This is a genomic window from Lutibacter sp. (assembly GCF_013041805.1).
Classification (GTDB): Bacteria; Bacteroidota; Bacteroidia; order Flavobacteriales; family Flavobacteriaceae; genus Lutibacter.
Genome location: NZ_JABDRI010000045.1, coordinates 28,660 through 46,169, shown reverse-complemented (window position 1 = coordinate 46,169; position 17,510 = coordinate 28,660). Strand labels below are relative to the sequence as shown.

The window sequence follows — 17,510 nt, the reverse complement described above, 5'->3', positions numbered from 1 at the left end:
CTAGTAGATTCAGATAATGAATCACAATTGGTATTTTGGCATAAGTTTACAACCTTTAATTCAGGACTGCCTCACGAGCATGGGAAATCGGGTCAAGATTTAATCAATCATGCAATTGAAGTAACCGGATTAATATTTGGTGGTGCTGCGACGACCAATTTAGATGACTCTGAAGTAGCTATAGCCTATTCATTAAGTGATAAAAATACATGGAAAGGTGAAGTAGTTGGTTTTGAAACAGAATGGGAGCAACCAGGGAACTGGACCGCAGGTCATGTGCCACTTGCATCCGAGGAAGTTTTAATTCCTGGAGGTTTAACCCATTATCCATCACTAACGGCTTCATCGAATGCAGTTGTTGGTACGCTTGAAATTGAGATAGGTGCATCTATTACAGCAAATTCATATATGTTAACAGTAAAAGGATCTGGTGGTGCTTGGAATAATCGTGGAGATTTTATTGCAGGTACGGGGAAAGTTTTGTTTGATCATGGAGTCCCAGCAGAGATTATGACCATAGCAGGTTCTACGGATTTCTATGATATTGAAGTTGGTCCAAACACCACAATGAAACCTGTTCCCGGGAATATATTAAGAATAGAAAACGTAGGTTCTGCTGATATGACTAGTATTGTCGATTTTTCTTCTGTTGATAATACAGTCGAATGGAATGGAGCAGACCAAACCATTGTTAATCCAAATGGAATTGATGGCAACAGTGGTTATTATAGACTTATCCTTAGCGGAAGTGGAACCAAAACAATGCCAACTACAGCCATGAATATTACTGATGAATTGGTTTTGAATGGGCCAATAAGTGCAACTGCTCAATCATCAATATCTATTGGAAATGAACTAGAAATTTTGGGAGGAGCTACATTTGCTACTAGTGCTTTTAATCACTCGGTAGGTGGTCATTTCGATGTAGGAGGTCACTTAAATGAAGGAACATTTATACCCACAGCTGGCTATTCAATAACTCTTAATGGTAGCGAAGTTCAACATATTTATGGTAGTAATGAGATTAATTTTGAAAATTTAATTATTGATAATAGCACGAGTATTGAAGTATTTACAGATATAACACTAAATGGAAATCTTACTCTAACTAATGGAATTTTGGATGTTGGAGCAACCAATTTAACAATAAATGGAGGTCTTATGAAGACATCCGGTTATATTGAAGTAAATTCATCATCTTCTTTAACCTTCGGAGGGACAACAGCTTTAACTTTACCAGCTTCTTTGTTTTTTTCAACTCCATCAGTTAATAATTTAACCGTTAATAGAACAGGTGGTCTTATCTTAAATTCCAATTTAACAGTACATGGTGTTCTTAACCTTGAAAGTGCCAATCCTTTAAGCACCATAGGGGCTCTTGATATGGGAGCCAGTACCCTAAGTATGGATGAAAATGCTACAACAATAGGAATAGGCGATGTAACAGGTATTGTAAAAAGGGAACATACATTTAATGTAAATACAGAATATTCTTTTGGAAGCCAATTTACAACTGTTGATTTTACAGATGGAAATACAGCTCCAACTTGGATTAGTGTTAAAATTTCTATTGGCTCTATCCCAACTTGGACTCCGTGGTCACCATCACCTAATGGAAAGATTAAAAGGCTTTATCAGTTTGCCTGTTCAGATAATTCATCAATTGCACAGACAAATATAAATATGCGATATCTTTTATCTGAATTAGATCTAACCTACAATAATGAGGAAGAACTTATTTTTTGGCATAAATTGAGTACTTATGACAGCGGTACACCGCACGAACACGGGAAATCTAACCAAGACATTACAAACCATATTATGGGGTTGACAGGACTTATTTTTGGAACTTGGGCAACAGATGATTTGGATGATTCTCAAATAGCAATGGCTTATACTTTAACTGCTAAAAACACATGGAAAGGAGAGGTTTTAGGTTACGAAACGGAATGGGAACAACCACAAAACTGGACTGCAGGTTATGTACCATTATCAACTGATGATGTGCTAATACCAGGAGGATTGAGTTATTATCCTTCGCTTACTGCTTCTGCAAATGCAGTAGCACAAAGTATTGAAATAGCAGTAGGAGGTTCTATTTCTGCCAATTCGTATACCATTACTATTTCTGGATCAAGTGGTGCTTGGATTAACCAGGGGACATTTAATGCAGGAACAGGAAAAGTGCTTTTTAATCATGGTGTTCCATCAGAGATTGTTACAATAGCAGGAACAACCAATTTTTATGATATCGAAGTAGCCGAAAATACTACGATGCAACCTACTCCTGGAGCAATTACACGAATCTCAGGAACAGGGACTGCTTATATGACAAGTTTAGTTGACTTTTCAACAGTGAATAATACCGTAGAATGGAATGGAGCCAATCAGACCATCGTTAATCCTACTGGAATTGGAGGGGGAAGTGGCTATTACAATTTAATTATTAGTGGTACCGGAACTAAAACGATGCCTACCACGGCTATGACAATTAACGGTGATTTTAGTACATCAGGAACTGCGAGTATTATGGTTGCTGATTCACTTTATATAAAAGGTAATACAACAATTAGTTTAGGGTCAATTTTCGAAAATGGAAGTGAAACCCATATCCTAGAAGGAAATTTTGAAAATAACGGAACATTTACGGCGGCTTCAAACGGAACAATTATATTTAGTGGAGAGACAGCTCAAACAATTTCAGGGAGTTCAATAACGAACTTTGATAAATTAACTATCAATAATAGTCTTGGAGTCACACAAGAATCTGATATCAACGTAAATAATGTGCTTACATTTAATGATGGAAACTTAAATGTTGGAGCAAATACACTAGGTATTAATGGTACAATTAGTAATCCATCAGGAAATATTGAAGTAAGTAGTTCATCATCATTATCATTTGGAGGAACAACTGGCCTTACTTTAAATGACAACTTGTTTAACGGTAATCCAACAATAAATAATTTAACCATTAATCGTTCAGGTGGTGTTACTCTTGGAAATGAAAGCATCACAATAAACGGAACACTAGCCTTAACTGTCGGAACAATAACAATTGGTGAAAATACTTTAACGCTGGCAGGAGCTTCGCCAACACGCACAAGTGGTACTATTGATGCCAGTAACTCACAGGCTACTTTGGCATTCGAAAACTCAGCTGCAATTACGCTTCCGGCATCTCTTTTTAGTACTGATGTAAATAATTTAACCATTAATGGTTCCGGAGGTATTACGGCAGGAGATGATATTACTATAAATGGTGTTCTTGATTTACAAAGTGCTAATCCATCTGCATCAAAAGGGAGTTTAGATATGAGTAGCTATACGCTGGATATGGAAGAAGATGCAACAACAATTGGACAAGGTGATGTGTCAGGGATTATAAGAAGAACAAGTATTGTACCCAATAAAACATACTCATTTGGACATCAATATTCAACAATTTCTTTTCCGGACGTTGGAACATTACCTACTGAGATTAGTTTAAAGGTGACTTTAGGTAGTGCGCCATCCTGGAGAACTGGTGCCATTGAGCGGGTGTATGATCTTATTCAAACAGGAGGAAGTGGAACACAGGCACTGATAAAAAACCATTATTTGGATTCGGAACTGAATGGTAGAAATGAGAATTCTCTTGGAGAATGGATGTATATTATTCCGTCAACTTTTACTATCGATTATGGAAGATCAGGTAGTAATACCAATGAAAACTGGATTACTATTTCCAATGTAAATATTGGGGTGTTTGCAAGCGTTTTTGGGGTTGTTGAAATTGGTATGGACGAATATGAAAATACAAATCTAACTTGGAATGGTTCTACAAGTACTTCTTGGGTTACGGCATCAAATTGGACACCAATGGGAGCTCCTTCAGATGATACCGTGATAACAATTCCAGCTGGAACACCAAATGACTTATCCATTCCGGAAATAGCTATATGTGGGGAAATGATCATAGAAACAGGAGCCATAGTAAACTCAATAAGTGGTGGGCAATTAACCGTAACAGGTTCTGGCAGTGCTTGGGTAAATAATGGAACATTTAATCCTGATACTGGAACTGTAATTTTCTCTCATGGTGACGAAACTGAAACGGTGACGATTTCTGGAACCACCAATTTTAATAATTTAGCTTTAGCAAACAAAACATACCTACAACCTGATACAAACTGCATCATTGGTATAGCTGGATTAGTCAGTGCTGATAGCCGTTCGGTCTTCGATTTCGATACATATCCAAATACAGTAGTATACAATGGAGAAAAAGAACAAGATATTATCAACCCAGGAGGTGGTCATAATTATTACAATTTATCTCTTAGTGTTGATGGTACAAAAATACTACCTGCAACTGATTTTCAAATAGTAGGGGATTTCAGTTTATCTGGAAATGCAAATACCACGTCATATTACGATTTAACGGTTGGTGCAGATCTTAATTTATCTGAAACTTCGATATTAACAATGGATGCTGTAACATCTCTTACAGTCTCAGGAGCAATTGTGAATACAGCAGGAAGTGAAGGATTTATTTTACAATCTAACATAAATGGTACAGCTTCTTTAATTCATTCTTCAGATAATGTTCCGGCAACCATTGAACGTTATATTTCTGGTGTTGAGGAGGATTGGCATTTTTTATCATCACCAGTATCAAATCAAACGATTATTGGTTCAAATTGGGTTCCTTCAGGTACGTATGGGAATGGAACAGGGTATGATTTATATGTTTGGGATGAGCCAACACCTTGTTGGGTATATCAATTAAATACTACAACCACTCCAAATTGGCCAACGGTGCATCCTTCAACTAGTTTTGTTCCAGGTAGGGGCTATTTATACTCAGTTCAAGATTTGAACCCTACAAATAATTTTGAAGGAAATTTAAATAATGGAACTATTAGTTATCCTTTAACAGCGAATAATTCTGAAGATCTAACATTGACAGGTTTTAACCTTATAGGGAATCCGTATCCTTGTGCAATAGATTGGAAAGCTTCTACTGGTTGGACTCGTTCAAACTTATTGGATTCAGGAGGAGGATATGACATGTGGATATGGAATCCAGCAGCAAATAATTATGGTGTGTTCAATTCAGCTGGTACAGTTGGAACAAATGATGTAACACAATATATTGCTTCAATGCAAGGTTTCTTTGTTCGAGCGGAAAGTAATGCAAATATAGTTATGACAAATGAAATTAGATTGCATACAGGAGCGAGTAATTGGATGAAGTTAAGTAATACTAAGCATTCTGTTAGTAATGTAAAAGTTAAAATTGCTTCAGATTCTGGCTTTGGTTTTGATGAGGTGTTACTTCAATTTGGACATTCAGAAAATATGGCTGGAGCAGCGAAACTATTTAGTACGGCTGATAATGCGCCATCAGTCTATATGCTTAAGGGAAAAGAAGAGTTATCAGTAAAATATGTAACTGATACCATTGATAATCCTTTCGTTCCATTGGTTTTTAAACCTGGTAGTGATGGAGATTATTCGTTAAATATAGATGTAGATGATATTAATTTTGAGTATGTAATTTTAGAAGACAAGAAATCGAAAAAAGTTCATAATTTATTAGAAAACCCTATATATCAATTTAATAGTTCAATAAATGATGATCCAAACCGATTTGTAATTCACTTTACGAATAAAGTAGTTAGTTCGGATGCTAATTTATCAGCACTTGTTTATTATGATGGAAACGATATTATTGTAGATCTTTCAATAGTACCTGAGCAAACGGAAGTTGTTATTTATGATATGCTTGGCCGAAGCGTTATAAATGAAAGCCTACAAGGTGAAACGATACATAGATTATTTATTCATTCAAAAAATCAGATTTATATTGTTTCAGCTAAAAGCGAAAATAAAATTATAAGAAAAAAAGTATTGGTATATTAAATTTATACAATTAATTAAGTATCCATATAGTAAGGTTTAATATTGATGCAAAAGTAACCCACAATAAGTATGGGATTAGTAAGTATGCTGCAACTTTATCTATTTTATAAAATGCTTTTATTGTTAAGAATATGAGTATCCAAAGAAAAATAATTTCTATAAATGCCATTTCTGGACTCATTATTCCAAAGAATAGAATAGACCACAATAGGTTTAATAACAGTTGAAGTCCATACAGCCATAGTGCTTTTTTAACTTGAATTGTTTTTCGCTTTCTCCAAATCATAAAGGCCGCTATTCCCATTAGAGCATAAAGAAGTGTCCAAACGGGGCCAAAAACCCAAGATGGTGGATTCCACACTGGTTTGTTTAATGTTAGATACCAATTATTTACAGAAGACATTGTAAAATAAGCTCCAGCACCTCCAATTATTTGAGGAATTATAATTGAGAGAAGTAAGCTGAATGTATATTTTGGTACTACTTTACCTGTTGTTTTTTTGTAGGTTTGATACTCCACTGAATTTCCCCATTTTTCTTGATGCTTTTGTTCTAATAATGGGATACCGCTAATAAATAAGAGTAGAATAATTATAAATAAAGGGCTAATTAAACCTATAATAGCTTGGTTTTGACTTAACGTATGGAAGGTTGTTATAAAAAGTCCAATCCATACCAATATTTCACCAAGATAATTAGGGTGTCTGCTATATTTCCACAATCCATGTTCAGGCCATTTATTGGCATTGGCTGCTTTTAATTTGAATTGAAATTTTTGATTATCAGCAAAGGCTTCAATAACCAATCCAGCTGCCCATATAAAAATTCCAAAAAATGATATACTAGTAAACGATACATCTTTACTTAACAAGAAAAATGCACTAGGTATACTAATTATAAAAACACTGATTCCTTGTAAAAGCCAAAATCCAAAAAAGCTCCAAAATTTGCTTCTCATTTCATCAAACCTTTTATCTCTGCCCATTTTATGAATTCTATTTAATAGATATCCACCTAATCGTATTGCCCAAATGGCAATCATAGCAAATACTACTAATTTTTCTATATAAAATTCTTCTTTAAAAAGTGCATATGTTGCTATTGCTAAAAAAGTTAAAGAATAGGATATATCAGTTAATTTATCTGTTTTATACAAATAGGCAGGTATAAACATCAATAAATTAAAACCAATTGAAAAAAGAGCTAGAATAAGAATTTCTTGTAATACCATTTTATTAAATGTTAGCTATTAAAAAGTGAAAAACCGATGAATAAAACTTATTCACCGGTTTAAAATTAACTAATTAAACTTAAAATCCATTAATATTCAATTTGGAATATTAATTAGAAGGTAAAAGAACTTTGTTAATTACGTGAATAACGCCATTTGTAGCGTTTGTATTTGTTCCAACAATTGTTGAATTGTCATTGATAGTTAAAGTTCCTAGGTCAACTTTAAGGTTTGCACCATTTGCAGTTGGTAATTCGTTATTGCTATCTAAAGCTCCTGCTAAATCAACATCATATGCTCGTGCTGGTACTACGTGATAAGTTAATACTGCGATTAAAGTTTCTAATGGAATGTCTCCAAGTCCGTTCCAATCAGCATTGCTATCTAATAATGCTTGAAAAGCTGCATTTGTTGGAGCAAATACTGTAAAAGGACCGTCACTACTTAAAACTGTTAATAAATTTTGTGCTGGTGTTCCTTCATTTGCTGTACGTTGTAACGCTGCAACTAATGATGTAAATTCTCCTGATGAAGTTAACCCAACTGCTGTATCTACTAAATTTCCTGTTGGAGGTAATAATACTGAGTTGATAACGTGAACAACTCCAGTTCCTGATTCGATATCTGTAGCTATAATTTCAGTATTACCATTTATAAAGTTTCCTGAACCTGTTAATGAAAAGAAAATATTATTTCCGTTTACTGTTGGCGCTTGTGCTGGAATTCCAGAAGCAAAAACTTTAGCACCAACAACGTGATATGTTAACACAGGTGCAAGCGTCGCTGCATCTAAGTCCATTGGGTTAATTCCAGAGGCTACAAAAGCATCATTCGTAGGAGCAAAGATTGTTAGATTAGGTGTATTTAATAGCGTTGATACTAAATCTGCTTTTACAACTGCCTCTACTAATGTTGAAAAATTCTCGTTAAAATAAGCTGGCTCTAAAACTGAATTTACGAAAGGAGCAATTGTTGGCGGTACCAATACTTGATCAATCGTATGTACAATTCCATTTGTAGCAACTACATCGAATGGATTTATAACATTTACTCCATTCACTTGAATTCCGTTTGTTGTAGAAAGCGTAAGATCTTCACCTGATAAAGCAGGTACTTCACCATCGCTTACCATTGAAGATGCTACATCACCACTTATAACGTGGTACGTTAAAATACTTTGTAATACAGAAACAGGTACATCATCTATACTTGTTTGTCCAATTGCTGCCAATAAATTGTCAAAAGCCTCATCTGTAGGAGCGAAGACAGTAAAAGGTCCAGTTCCTTGTAAGGCATCTACTAGTTCTGCTCTCGTTAGAGCGGCTGCCAAACTATTGAATCCATTTGCTACTGCAATTTCAACAATATTTTGCGTTGGTGTCATTACTACAACATCGTTATCGTCGTCGTTGCAGCTTTCTAAAGTAAATGCGGTTAAAGTCGCAATTGCTAAAAATGTAAAAAATTTTTTCATGATTTTGTCTAGTTTATAGTTATTAATACTAGACAAAGATATAAATGTTTTTTAATTGTCTAACATGTTAATAAAAAATTTAGACAAATTTTAACATTTAATTGAATTTCTCTATATTTTACGTATATTTGTCGAGTAAAATTTAATAATTTTTTAGACATGGAAACCTATTCAACCTCACAAATAGAAGTCTTAACTGGTATAAGCGCACATAAATTAAGGATATGGGAGCGTAGATATACTTTCTTAAAACCTATGCGTACAGAAACGAATATTCGTTATTATACTCCTGATCAATTAACCAAATTATTAAATGTTAGCATTTTAACAAGAAATGGTTATCGAATTTCGAAAATTGATAAAATGCAGGATAATGAAATTAATGAGAATGTTATTGATATTCTTATTAATGGAACCTCTGAATTTCAAGATGAGATTAATGCTCTTATACTCCATATGATGGATTATAATGAAAAAGAGTTTAATAATATTTTTCAAAGATCGATTTTACGAAGAGGGTTCTTATCCACTATAATGGATATCATTTACCCGTTTTTAAATCAAATTGGCATTTTATGGGGTACAAATAAAATTATTATATCCCAAGAGCACTTTATGTCGAATTTAATTCGTCAAAAAATTATTACCGCGATTGATATGTTGCCAATGCCGTTAGATAATGCACCTTCTATAGCTTTATTTTTATTAGATAATGAAGATCATGAGATAGGGCTGTTGTTAACTTATTTTATTGCGAAAAATTTGGGATGGAAAGTTTATTATTTTGGTCAAAGAGTGCCTTCTGATAATATTCAAAGTATGGCTGAAAAAGTTCAACCAGACGCCATGGTAACATTAATAATAAATCCTAGGAGTAAATCTGAAATTTCTCAAATTGAACAAGTCTTTTCAACAATATCTCATATTCCATTATTGGTATCTGGAGGCGTATTTTCTAAAAATATATTTGAAGATTGTTCTCAATGTGTTTATATTGATGGGCCTCAGGATTTAATAAAATTTTTAAAGTCGAAACCCATAAAGTAGTAATTATATGAATATCATTAATTACATCCAAACTCACATATGGCTTTTACTTTTTTTAATCTGGGGATTTCCATTATCATATTATAGAAGTAAATTCAGAAAGCTTGTTTATGATACTACAGATTGGAAAATAAATATTAAACCTATTTTTAAAAAGGAAATAAAAATTTTATTGGGTGTTTCAAAAGGAGTATCTGATGTGATCAGAAAATACAGAAATTTTTATAGGGTATACCTTATTATATATATACTACTTTTTATAATTTATAAAATTACTTCGTAAGTGCTGGTATTTCTTAGTGAATAGAACTAATAATGACTTTTCAGAATACGCTACTAAAACAATTGATTTTCTGTGTATTAACCTTTTTTAAAATTTATATATAGCCTTAGTAATAAGAACTATTGTGTTAAATTTATCACAAAACAATCTTTTTGTCTAGTATTTTAGTAATACTTGTTAGACAAAATAGTATCTTTGCTGTATAATTATTTAATAATAACTTAAAACAAATATTATGATTACTAGAAAAAATTTAAAAGCAACTTTAATTGCTCTAACATTATTTATTACATTTAGCGGAGTAGCGCAAGATAAAAACATTGTTGAAACTGCTGTTGCAACAGATGATTTTTCAACCTTAGTTGCTGCGGTTACTGCTGCAGATTTAGTTGATGTTTTGTCTTCAGAAGGTCCATTTACTGTATTTGCTCCAACAAATGCAGCATTTAACAAGTTACCTGAAGGAACATTAGAATCATTATTGAAGCCAGAAAGTAAAAAAACACTTCAAACAATTTTAACATATCACGTTGTGGCTGGGAATGTAAAGGCAGCAGATTTAATTGGTCTTATCAAGAAAAACAACGGAAAAGCAATGGTAAAAACTGTAAGCGGTAATATGTTAACTGCACAGTTAAAGGATGGTGCTGCATACTTAGTTGATGAAGCCGGAAACTGGTCTAAAATTACTGCAACTGATGTGAACACATCAAATGGTGTAATACACATTATAGACACTGTTGTATTACCAAAAATGTAATATTACTCATTTTGAAAGTCTTAATTTGAATGAATGTTTAAAAATACCTTTTGATAATTCAAAAGGTATTTTTTTAAGTAATATGTTGCCTAACATCTAGGAATATTATTACTAATTTTGAAATAAGATTTTTTTATCAAATGATTAAAATTGTTAATGGTCTTACGAAGCCTTAACAAATTGTTTTACACTAAAACTTTACAAATGAAAAAACTAGTATATTATTTCTTATTCTTTAGTATTATAGCCCATTCTCAAGAAATTAAACGCGAAAATATTAATGCAAAAATTATTGTTGAAGGTAGTAATATGGACGGTATAACTATTTATAACTCTTCCACAAAAGTTGGGGTAATAACTAATAATAAAGGTGAGTTTACTATTGCAGTAGCTCCGGAGGACCTTTTAGAAGTTAGAGCCTTAGGTTATCAACAATTTGATTTTGTTGTTAATGATGCGATTTTAGAATCAAGAAATATGAATATTATTTTAATAGAAGAAATTAATAAATTAGATGAAGTTGTAATTACAAATAAAAGGCTTACTGGTAACATTAGAACAGATATTAAAAATATAACAACATTTAGTCCAAAACAAGATGCTATGTATTTTGGAATAAAAAATAGAAACTCCCTTGACCTTAATGATGCTAATATTGATCCAAATAAAAGAATTGGCTTAGAGTCACAACCTAAAAGAATGATAAATGGCTTAAATATTGTAAATGTTGTGGATCAGTTATTACTCCCATTATTCAGATTTGAAGTGAAGGATAAAAAAGCTGCAGGTATTCCTGAAGTTCCTGTAGAATCAATTAAGTATTATCTTGCTTCTAATTTTTTAATTGACAATTTTAACATTCCTGAGCACCGTGTGGAAGAATTTATTAGATATGTTGAGGATGATGTTTTTGATGTTGATTTGTTAAACTATGGTCACGAATTAGAGCTTCTTGAGCTGCTTAATAAAAAAAGCAAAATGTTTTTAGTAACTAGTAGTGCTATGGATTAATAAACCGTAGTTCTAAATATTAACTTATTTTAAAAACTGCTATATTAATTTGTAGCGGTTTTTTTCTGCGCTATATGATATCTTTTAAAAACAAAAAATCCGTAACTTATTGATTTACAACGTTGTTACGGAAATTTTTTGTGGTACCTCCAGGAATCGAACCAGGGACACAAGGATTTTCAGTCCTTTGCTCTACCAACTGAGCTAAGGTACCATTGCCTTAGCGGATGCAAATATAAATGTATTTTTTAGACTTAACAAAACTATTTTTAAAAAATGTATCGTATTTTTGAGCTATATTATAAATATATATGAACTTAATAATAGATGTTGGAAATACAAGAACCAAACTTGCAGTTTTTAAAGAAAGTAAATTAATTCATAATGAAAGTATTAGCAAAGAAAATTTTTTAAAAGATACTTTTGAGCTTATAAAAAAATTCAATTGTAAACACGCAATAATTTCATCGGTTGGATTTTTAAAAAAGTCTCAATTAACAAAATTAGGATCAAAAATTAACTTAATTGAATTAAATTCGAATACTAATGTTCCTTTTCAGAATAAGTATTCAACTCCAACGACATTAGGTGTAGATAGAATTGCATTAGTGGCTAATGCAGCTTTAAAGTTTCCGAATAAAAACGTTCTTGTTATAGATGCTGGAACTTGCATAACATATGATTGGATTGATAGTAATGGAAATTATTTTGGTGGAGCCATTTCACCTGGAGTTCAAATGCGTTACAAATCTATGCATCAGTTTACAAGTAGTTTGCCACAATTAGAGCCAAAATATATTGATACGTTTACAGGAGATTCTACGGAAAATGCAATCCATATAGGTGTAGTTTATGGTGTTATAAGTGAAATTGATAGTTTTATAAATCTACATAAAGAAAAAAATGATGAATTAACAGTAGTTTTAACAGGTGGAGATACGAATTTCTTGGCAAATAAATTAAAAAATACCATATTTGCCAATCCGTTTTTTTTAATGGAAGGCTTAAACACAATTTTGATATATAATTTAAAATAAATGATAAAAAAAATAATAGTAGTGATTCTAACACTATTTGTATCTACCACAATTTTTGCTCAAACGAACAATACGTCAGCGTATTCTTTTTTTGGTATTGGAGACAAGAACAACATAAATACTGTTGAGCAATTAAGTATGGGAGGAATTGGAGTAGCATTGAATGATGTTTATCATTTAAATTTAACAAATCCAGCATCGGTAGCTTCATTATCATTTACCACATACACATTGGCAATTGAAAATAGAAATATAAGTGCAAAAGACAATTCGGATCAGCAAAGTGCTGCTGCTACATATCTGTCTTACCTGGCTTTTGGAGTTCCAATTGGTGAAAATGGAGGTTTAACCTTTGGTTTATTACCAAATTCTTCAGTTGGGTATTCTTTGGTTTCAAATGTTTTAAACTCTGATAGTGAAATAATAGATGCAACTTTATATGCTGGAGAAGGAGGAACCAATAGAGTTTTTATGAACTTTGGTTACAAACTGTTTAAAGGAGTTAGTGTAGGTTTGCAGGGAAATTATATTTTTGGTAAAATTGAAAACAGTATTATCAATCAAACAGGAGATGCTTCATTAGCAACAAAATATGAAACAATTTCAAATGTTAAAGGATTTTCTTTAAATTTAGGATTTCAATACGAAACAAAAATAAATAGTAAATTAGATTTAAATTTAGGAGCGACTTTTGATTTGGATAATACTATTGAAACTAATGGTAATGAGTATTTGTATTCAGTAGCATTAAGTTCTTTTGAATCACCAAGAGATACTATTTTAAATACCAATAGTGTTGGAGAATTAAAATCTCCCCTAAAAACAACTTTAGGAGCTGGGATTGGCGAAAAGAATAAATGGTTTGCTGCTGTAGATTATAGTTTTCAAAATGCGTTAGAATTGGAAGGTAGTGTATTTAATAGCTATTCTAAAATAAGTTATGATAAGTATAGTAAAATAGCAGTTGGAGGTTTTTACACTCCAAAATATAATTCTATTTCAAGTTATTGGGATAGAGTGACATATAGAGCTGGTTTTAAGTTTGAGAAAACAGGTTTATTGATAGATGGGGTAGGAAATGGTACAGATTTTACCGCCGTTGATGATTTTGGCATATCTTTTGGAGTAGGTTTACCATTGAGTCAGCAATTATCAAATTTGAATCTTGGATTTGAGTTAGGTAAAAGAGGTAAAACTAATAATAACTTGGTTCAAGAGAACTATTTTAATTTTAGATTAAGTTTTTCATTAAACGATAGATGGTTCAAAAAATTAGAAATATTTTAAATTTAAAAAGGATACGACGATGAGAAAAGCAAAACAAATTTTAGCTTTATTATTTTTAATAATTTCAGCGCCAGCAGTTTTTTCACAAGCTGATGCAGACTGTAATATTAAATATAATCTGTTTAAAGGAGATTATCAAGCAAAAAAATACGATGCAGCCTATGAAAATTGGATGTGGTGTATGGATAATTGCCCAACCCTTTCAGTAAACATATATAAATATGGAATTAAAATTGCTGAATATAAATTAGAAAATGCGTCGGCAGCAGAAAAAGCTGCAGCAGCAGATTTAGTGATGAGAGTTTATAACCAAAGGTTAGAACATTTCCCAAAAGACTTTGCTGATATATATGATAAAATTGCATCATTTAAAGCTGAACAGGGAGCTTCTGAAGAAGAAGTGTATGGTTGGTTAGAAAAGGCTTTTAAAGAGGATGCGACAGATATGTCTGCTAAAAATATCTACAAATATTTTGACATCATCTTAAACAAAAATAAAGATACAAATCCTCAAATAGTTTTTGATACGTATGATGAGGTAGGGGAAGGCGTTGAAGTGAAGCGTGAAGCATATTCTAAAAAAATTGAAGCAATTAATGCAAAAGATTCACTAAAATTAAGTTCTAGGGATAAGAAAAACAGAAGAATATATCAACAAATATTGACAAATTTATCAATTGTTGAAAGTGGTTTAGATTCAAAAATATCTGCAATATCTACTTGTGAGAATTTAATTCCTTTAAATAAAAAGTATTTTGAAGAAAAGAAAACCGATAAAGAATGGTTAAGAAGAGCCGTATCTAGAATGTTTAATAAGGAATGTACAGATGATCCATTTTATGATACTTTAGTAGAGGCTTATGTGAAAGCTGATCCATCTCCGCAAGCATCCGTATTTTATGCTGGTATTTTAATGAAAAATGGAGAAACTAATAAGGCAATGGATTATTTTAAGCAAGCCGTTGATCAAGAAACCGATACTTATAAGAAAGCCGGGTACTTATTAAAGGTAGCTCAAATTTTGAGTAAAAAAGGAAGAAAAAGTGAAGCAAGAACTTATGCTTACAGAGCTATATCTAATGCCCCAACAATGGGTAAAGCCTATTTGGTGATTGCTGGTATGTATGCATCAAGTGCAAATTCATGTGGTACAGATGTAGTTTCTAAAAGAATGGTATATGTGGCTGCTTTAAATAAAGCAATCAAAGCAAAATCTGTAGATCCAAGTATAAGTAGTTTAGCAAACAGATATATTAAGTCGTATACGAATAATTTACCATCTAAAAAAGATTTATTTGTTGCAGGTATTGCTGCAGGGTCAACTCATAAAATTGGTTGTTGGATTCAAGAAACTGTTAGAGTTCGCTCAAATGACTAGATTTAAACATTATAATTGATATATTTGTTCAATGACAAAATCAGTTGTGAATACTATACAGAGCATTGCTATCATAATTACGGTAGCAATGTTTTTTTCATGTACAAATGATGCAAAAGAAGTACGCGATTTTTTAGCAGATAAAAATTTACCAATTGGGGAGGCTTATTCTATTGATCATAAACACACAGATTCTGGACTGGTTAATGTAAAAATGAAGGCTCCAGTTATGTTAGATTTTGGAAACAGAACAATTCATCCTTATTCTGAGTTTCCTGAAGGAATTAAAATAACTTCAATTGATAAAAACGGAGATTCAATTACAATTGAAGGTGATTATGCAAAAAGTTATACTAAAACTGAAATTTCTGAGATAAAAAATAATGTTGTCATTCGAAATTATGCAGAAAATTACAAGTTGGAAACTCAACAAATCTTTTGGGATCAGAAATCACATTATTATTTTACAGAAGAAAAATTTACTTTTTATAAGTTAACAGATACAATTAAAGGAGTTGGTTTTGAAGCTTCAGAAGATTTAAAAAATTGGTGGGTTAAGAATCAAAGTGGAGTTATTAATATTAAAGAATAAGTAATGAATAAAATTTGGAAAATATTTGAGTATGGTTATTTAATTATAGCAATTGTATTTATTATTGAAACGGTCATACATTTTAGTGAAGGTGATAATAAGGCCTATTTATTTTTAGGGTTTTCAATACTTGCTGTTTTTATGTATTTTTTCAGAAAACGTTATAGAAAACGCTTTGAAAATAGAAATTCCTAATTAATGGAAATTCAAATTGCTGTTATATTAATTTCTTTACTACTATCGGCGTTTTTTTCAGGAATGGAAATAGCATTTGTTTCTGCCAATAAATTTCAAGTAGAACTAGAGAAAAAAAAAGAGGGTTTTATACCAAAAATATTAGGTAAAATAACTAAAAAACCTTCAAAATTTATTACCACTATGCTAGTTGGTAATAATATAGCATTGGTAATTTATAGTTTTTTCATGGGAGAACTAATAGTGCAGCTTTTGCCAATTACAGCGCTAAATGAATTCTCAATTTTACTTATTCAAACTATTATTTCTACACTAATAATATTAATTACAGCAGAATTTTTACCAAAAGCGATTTTTAGAAGTTATGCAAACGAGACTCTTTGGTATTTATCTCCATTCGCCTATTTTTTTTATGTTATATTTTATTTTATTTCAAGTTTTATTACCTCAATCTCTGATTTCTTTTTAAAAGTATTTTTTAATTCTTCCAAAACTATATTGCAAACCGAGTTTAGTAAAGAAGAATTAGGTAATTATATTACAAAACAGCTAGAAAACGCTAAAGATAGCGAAGAGGTTGATTCTGAAATTCAAATTTTTCAAAACGCACTTGAGTTTGACAATGTTAAAGCGAGAGAAATTATGATTCCTCGTACTGAAATTGTTGCAGTTGATATTCATGAAAAAATTAAAAATTTACGCGAATTATTTATACAAACAGGATATTCTAAAATATTAGTATATCGAAATTCTTTAGATGATGTTTTAGGTTATGTACACGCATTTGAGTTATTTAAAAACCCAAAAACCATACATTCAATGCTGTTGCCTGTAGAGTTTGTCCCGGAAAGTATGATGATAAACAATGTTTTAAATGTTTTAATTAAAAAAAAGAAAAGTATTTCAGTTGTTTTAGATGAATTTGGGGGTACATCAGGTATTATAACTGTTGAAGATATTGTTGAAGAATTGTTTGGAGAAATTATTGATGAACATGACACTTTAGAATTATTAGAAAATAAAATTAATGATAGGGAATTTAAGTTTTCAGCTCGTTTGGAAGTAGATTTCTTAAATGAAACATATAATTTAGGACTTCAAGAAAATGAAGCCTATGAAACGTTAGGAGGTTTTATTGTATACCATAATGAAGATATTCCAAAGCAAGATGAAATTATTGAAATTAGCAATATTCAATTTAAAATGTTGACAGTAGATTCCTCAAAAATTAAAGAGGTGTATGTTAAAATTTTAGATAAATTAGAATAATACTCCTCTTATTATAAAATAACACTATTTTCCGATTTA

General features: G+C 31.6%; 12 protein-coding genes and 1 tRNA gene. 10 read left to right on the top strand and 3 right to left on the bottom strand.

Going from position 1 to position 17,510, the window contains the following annotated elements; genetic code table 11:
- Positions 1-27: 27 nt before the first annotated feature.
- Positions 28-5,907 carry a hypothetical protein gene (locus tag HKP59_RS06655; protein WP_291804767.1) on the top strand — a complete coding sequence of 1,960 codons (5,880 nt, stop codon included), beginning with the start codon at positions 28-30 and terminating at the stop codon, positions 5,905-5,907.
- Between the two features lie 10 nt (positions 5,908-5,917).
- On the opposite strand, the gene HKP59_RS12830 is transcribed toward HKP59_RS06655, so the two are convergent.
- Positions 5,918-7,138, bottom strand: coding sequence for a DUF1295 domain-containing protein (locus HKP59_RS12830; RefSeq protein ID WP_363288936.1), 1,221 nt, complete (start codon positions 7,136-7,138; stop codon positions 5,918-5,920).
- A 109-nt stretch (positions 7,139-7,247) separates the two neighbouring features.
- Positions 7,248-8,612, bottom strand: a complete 1,365-nt coding sequence (locus tag HKP59_RS06640) for a fasciclin domain-containing protein (RefSeq protein WP_291804764.1) — start codon at positions 8,610-8,612, stop codon at positions 7,248-7,250.
- A 159-nt stretch (positions 8,613-8,771) separates the two neighbouring features.
- On the opposite strand from HKP59_RS06640, the gene HKP59_RS06635 reads away from it, so the two are divergent.
- The 3 genes from HKP59_RS06635 to HKP59_RS06625 all read left to right on the top strand — a co-directional run bounded on the left by HKP59_RS06635 (position 8,772) and on the right by HKP59_RS06625 (position 11,713).
- Complete coding sequence (locus HKP59_RS06635) at positions 8,772-9,659, top strand: MerR family transcriptional regulator (RefSeq protein ID WP_291804762.1); 888 nt, start codon at positions 8,772-8,774, stop codon at positions 9,657-9,659.
- A gap of 518 nt (positions 9,660-10,177) precedes the next feature.
- The gene (locus tag HKP59_RS06630; protein ID WP_291804761.1) at positions 10,178-10,702 is read left to right on the top strand and encodes a fasciclin domain-containing protein; all 525 of its coding nucleotides are present in this window, start codon (positions 10,178-10,180) and stop codon (positions 10,700-10,702) included.
- 204 nt (positions 10,703-10,906) lie between these two features.
- The gene (locus HKP59_RS06625) at positions 10,907-11,713 is read left to right on the top strand and encodes a carboxypeptidase-like regulatory domain-containing protein (protein WP_291804758.1); all 807 of its coding nucleotides are present in this window, start codon (positions 10,907-10,909) and stop codon (positions 11,711-11,713) included.
- Between the two features lie 141 nt (positions 11,714-11,854).
- Here the strand turns inward: HKP59_RS06625 and HKP59_RS06620 are convergent.
- Positions 11,855-11,927 (bottom strand) — tRNA-Phe (locus HKP59_RS06620).
- A gap of 97 nt (positions 11,928-12,024) precedes the next feature.
- Between HKP59_RS06620 and HKP59_RS06615 the strand changes: the two genes are divergently transcribed.
- Genes HKP59_RS06615 through HKP59_RS06590 form a run of 6 tightly spaced genes read left to right on the top strand, consistent with a single transcriptional unit; the run spans position 12,025 to position 17,471 of the window.
- A complete protein-coding gene (locus HKP59_RS06615; RefSeq protein ID WP_291804755.1) occupies positions 12,025-12,750 on the top strand; it encodes a type III pantothenate kinase in 726 nt (241 codons plus the stop codon).
- The gene (locus HKP59_RS06610) at positions 12,751-14,037 is read left to right on the top strand and encodes a hypothetical protein (RefSeq protein WP_291804753.1); all 1,287 of its coding nucleotides are present in this window, start codon (positions 12,751-12,753) and stop codon (positions 14,035-14,037) included.
- Between the two features lie 19 nt (positions 14,038-14,056).
- Entirely contained in the window at positions 14,057-15,415 is a 1,359-nt protein-coding gene (locus HKP59_RS06605) for a hypothetical protein (RefSeq protein WP_291804751.1), read from the top strand.
- 31 nt (positions 15,416-15,446) lie between these two features.
- Positions 15,447-16,007, top strand: coding sequence for an LPS export ABC transporter periplasmic protein LptC (gene lptC, locus HKP59_RS06600; RefSeq protein ID WP_291804748.1), 561 nt, complete (start codon positions 15,447-15,449; stop codon positions 16,005-16,007).
- A 3-nt stretch (positions 16,008-16,010) separates the two neighbouring features.
- Positions 16,011-16,202, top strand: a complete 192-nt coding sequence (locus tag HKP59_RS06595) for a hypothetical protein (RefSeq protein ID WP_291804746.1) — start codon at positions 16,011-16,013, stop codon at positions 16,200-16,202.
- Positions 16,203-16,205: 3 nt separating this feature from the next.
- Entirely contained in the window at positions 16,206-17,471 is a 1,266-nt protein-coding gene (locus HKP59_RS06590; RefSeq protein WP_291804744.1) for a hemolysin family protein, read from the top strand.
- The last annotated feature ends 39 nt before the right edge of the window (positions 17,472-17,510 follow it).

Bases quoted from the DNA above. Each gene is read 5' to 3' on its own strand.
- HKP59_RS06590 (WP_291804744.1), top strand. From the start codon at position 16,206: ATGGAAATTCAAATTGCTGTTATATTAATTTCTTTACTACTATCGGCG.
- HKP59_RS06610 (WP_291804753.1), top strand. From the start codon at position 12,751: ATGATAAAAAAAATAATAGTAGTGATTCTAACACTATTTGTATCTACC.
- HKP59_RS06635 (WP_291804762.1), top strand. From the start codon at position 8,772: ATGGAAACCTATTCAACCTCACAAATAGAAGTCTTAACTGGTATAAGC.
- lptC (WP_291804748.1), top strand. From the start codon at position 15,447: ATGACAAAATCAGTTGTGAATACTATACAGAGCATTGCTATCATAATT.
- HKP59_RS06615 (WP_291804755.1), top strand. From the start codon at position 12,025: ATGAACTTAATAATAGATGTTGGAAATACAAGAACCAAACTTGCAGTT.
- HKP59_RS12830 (WP_363288936.1), bottom strand. From the start codon at position 7,138: ATGGTATTACAAGAAATTCTTATTCTAGCTCTTTTTTCAATTGGTTTT.
- HKP59_RS06625 (WP_291804758.1), top strand. From the start codon at position 10,907: ATGAAAAAACTAGTATATTATTTCTTATTCTTTAGTATTATAGCCCAT.
- HKP59_RS06595 (WP_291804746.1), top strand. From the start codon at position 16,011: ATGAATAAAATTTGGAAAATATTTGAGTATGGTTATTTAATTATAGCA.
- HKP59_RS06630 (WP_291804761.1), top strand. From the start codon at position 10,178: ATGATTACTAGAAAAAATTTAAAAGCAACTTTAATTGCTCTAACATTA.
- HKP59_RS06640 (WP_291804764.1), bottom strand. From the start codon at position 8,612: ATGAAAAAATTTTTTACATTTTTAGCAATTGCGACTTTAACCGCATTT.
- HKP59_RS06605 (WP_291804751.1), top strand. From the start codon at position 14,057: ATGAGAAAAGCAAAACAAATTTTAGCTTTATTATTTTTAATAATTTCA.